The organism is Streptomyces sp. NPDC006265 (assembly GCF_040613555.1).
Lineage (GTDB): Bacteria > Actinomycetota > Actinomycetes > Streptomycetales > Streptomycetaceae > Streptomyces.
Window position 1 is genome coordinate 1 of sequence record NZ_JBEXSH010000796.1, and the last position, 2793, is coordinate 2793.

A 2793-nucleotide genomic window follows, 5' to 3' on the forward strand; every position below is an offset into this window, starting at 1 on the left:
GGACGGGCGCGGGGCCCGGCGCGGGGCGTCCGCCGCCGCTGCGGCCCGCGCCGGGGGCGGGCTTGCCGGCCGGGCGGCCGTTGCGGCGGGACTCGATCATGCTCACGGCCCGCTCGGGCAGCCACGCGGAGGCCGTGCCGCTGTCGTCGGAGCCGGAGCCGAAGAGGTGCGGGGCCAGCTGGGACTGGAGGTCGGCCGGGTTGGGGCGGGCCGTCGCGTCCATCTGCATACAGGACTCGATGAGCGGACGCAGTTCGTCCGGGAGGCCTTCCAGGTCCGGGCCCTCGCGCAGCAGCATGAAGACCGTCTCGACCGGGTTGGCGCCGTGGAAAGGGGGGTGCCCGGTGGCGGCGAAGACCAGCATCGAGCCGAGGGAGAAGACGTCGCTGGCGCCGGTGACGCTGCGGGAGTCCTTGGCCTGCTCGGGCGACATGTAGGCGGGGGTGCCGACGGCGACGTTCGTCATCGTCAAACGCGTGTTCGACACGCCCGAGGCGATGCCGAAGTCGATCACCCGGGGGCCGTCCTCGACGACGAGGACGTTCGACGGCTTGAGGTCCCGGTGCACCAGGCCCGCGCCGTGGATGGACTGGAGCGCCTCGGCCACGCCCGCCGCCAGCCAGCGCACCGCCTGGGCCGGCATCGGACCGCAGTCGTTCACTATCTCCTCGAGGGAGGGCGCGGGGACGTACGCGGTGGCCAGCCACGGCACGGCGGCGCGCGGGTCGGCGTCCACGACCGCGGCCGTGTAGAAGCCGGAGACGGCGCGGGCCGCCTCCACCTCACGCGTGAAGCGGACCCGGAACAGCTGGTCCTCGGCCAGCTCCGTCCGGACGGTCTTGATCGCCACCCGCCGGCCGGACGCCGAACGCGCGAGATAGACCAGCCCCATGCCGCCGGCACCCAGCCGTCCCAGCACCTCGAACGGCCCGATCCGCCGCGGATCGTGCTGCGTCAGCTGATCCACCACTCTGCCTGCCACCTCCCCGTACGAGCCGCGCCAAGCCACATGTTCCACGCGACCCCGTGCAGCGTCTCACCACCGCACCGCCATGGCGGCACGCACCCTGATTCTTCCTGGCCGGAGCCCCGGTTGCGAACCCGGTGACAATTGGGGTGTCTCGTCACAGAAGTGATCAAACGATGACCAAACAATGCCTGGTCAGCGGTGCAGCAGCGCGAAGGACGCCCCTTGATTGTCGGTGACGACGGCGACCTCGCCGTACGACGTCTCGAAAGGCGGGACCTGAACCCGGCCGCCGAGCCGCGTCACGTCCTCCAGCGCGGCCGCCACGTCCTCGACGGCGAAGTGCACGAGGAAGTGGGGCGGCATCTCGGCCGGGAACACGTCGGAGACGGGGGCGCGGCCGAAGTCGGGCGCCGCGTCCGGCCCGAACAGGGCCTCCCGGAAGAGGTCGCCGTAGAAGGCGTTGGCCGCCTCGGTGTCCCGGGCGTACAGCTCGGCCCAGGCGAAGGTGCCCGACTCGTGCCGCCTGCCGAAGCCGGGGTGCCCCTCCGGCTGCCACAGGGCGAAGACGGCGCCCTCGGGGTCGGTGACGAGCGCGGTGACGCCCAGTTCCCCGGCCGGCACCGGCGCCGAGACGATCTGCCCGCCCGCGTCCCGGATGCGCCGGGCCAGGGCCGGGGCGTCCGGGGTCGCGAAGTACACCGTCCAGACGGTGGGCAGCCGCCCGTCCACCTTGCGGACGAGGGCGGCCACCGGTTCGCCGTCCTTCAGCGCCTCGGTGAAGGAGCCGAACCACTCGTCCTCGAAGGTCCACCCGAAAAGTTCACCGTAGAACCGCTTGCCCGCCTCGACGTCGCGAAGCTGCGCGTCCATCCAGCAGGGGACGCCCTCTCCGTACACCGATGCCCTGTTTTCGGCCATGCCGACAACGTAACCGCGACTGCCCCACCCCGCAGACCAGGAACACCAGCCCCACCACTCTCCTGCACCCCATTTGCAGTCGGCCGAATCGCGCCCCGATCACGCCTCGGTAAGCTGACGGCATGACAGGACAAGTGCGTACCGTCGACGGCCGCGTGGCCGGCCGGCGTGGGCAGGCGACCCGGCAGAAGCTGCTCGACTGCCTCAGCGAGATGCTCAGCTCCTCCCCGTACCGGGACGTCAAAGTCATCGATGTCGCCCGGAAAGCGGGCACTTCGCCCGCGACCTTCTACCAGTACTTCCCGGACGTCGAGAGCGCCGTCCTGGAGATCGCCGAGCAAATGGCCACCGAGGGCGCCGCGTTGACGGAGCTCCTTCAGGGCCGCTCCTGGGCCGGCAAGGCCGGCTGGCAGACGGCGCAGGGACTCGTCGACGGCTTCCTGGACTTCTGGCACAAGAACGACGCGATCCTCCGGGTCGTCGATCTCGGTGCCGCCGAGGGCGACAAGCGCTTCTACAAACTCCGGATGAAGATCCTCAACTCGGTGAACAACTCCCTCGCGGACGCCGTCGCCGAGCTCCAGGCCAAGGGCAGGGTCGACAAGGACGTGAACCCGGCGGCCGTCGCCGGTTCACTGGTCGCGATGCTCGCAGCCGTCGCCTCCCACCAGAAGGGCTTCTCCTCCTGGGGCGTGAAGCAGGCCGAACTGAAGCCGAACCTCGCCCTGTTGGTGCACCTGGGCGTCACCGGCCGGAAGCCGACGAAATAGCGCGGCGCAACAGCCTCTTACGCTCCCATGTCCTGTCTGGCAGGCGCTGGTGGACCCCGGGGGAGCCCCCCCCGTTTCCGTTCTGCGTACCTGCGAGGGGCCAAAATTTGGATCTCCTCGGTGGTAGGTTCGGTT

3 protein-coding genes are annotated in these 2793 nt (G+C 70.6%); 1 reads left to right on the forward strand and 2 read right to left on the reverse strand.

All coding sequences use genetic code 11. The annotated features are described in order from the left end of the window. Positions 1-970, reverse strand: a 970-nt coding sequence (locus tag ABZ281_RS40095) for a serine/threonine-protein kinase (protein ID WP_356662908.1), incomplete at its 3' end; no start/stop codon positions are given. Positions 971-1162: 192 nt separating this feature from the next. Next, positions 1163-1888 (reverse strand): VOC family protein, encoded by a 726-nt coding sequence (locus ABZ281_RS40100; RefSeq protein ID WP_356662909.1) that lies wholly within the window; start codon positions 1886-1888, stop codon positions 1163-1165. Positions 1889-2010: 122 nt separating this feature from the next. Between ABZ281_RS40100 and ABZ281_RS40105 the strand changes: the two genes are divergently transcribed. Then, complete coding sequence (locus ABZ281_RS40105) at positions 2011-2658, forward strand: TetR family transcriptional regulator (RefSeq protein WP_356662910.1); 648 nt, start codon at positions 2011-2013, stop codon at positions 2656-2658. Positions 2659-2793: the final 135 nt, after the last annotated feature.

Coding starts and splice junctions, on each gene's coding strand:
- ABZ281_RS40100 (WP_356662909.1), bottom strand. CDS start 1,888: ATGGCCGAAAACAGGGCATCGGTGTACGGAGAGGGCGTCCCCTGCTGG.
- ABZ281_RS40105 (WP_356662910.1), top strand. CDS start 2,011: ATGACAGGACAAGTGCGTACCGTCGACGGCCGCGTGGCCGGCCGGCGT.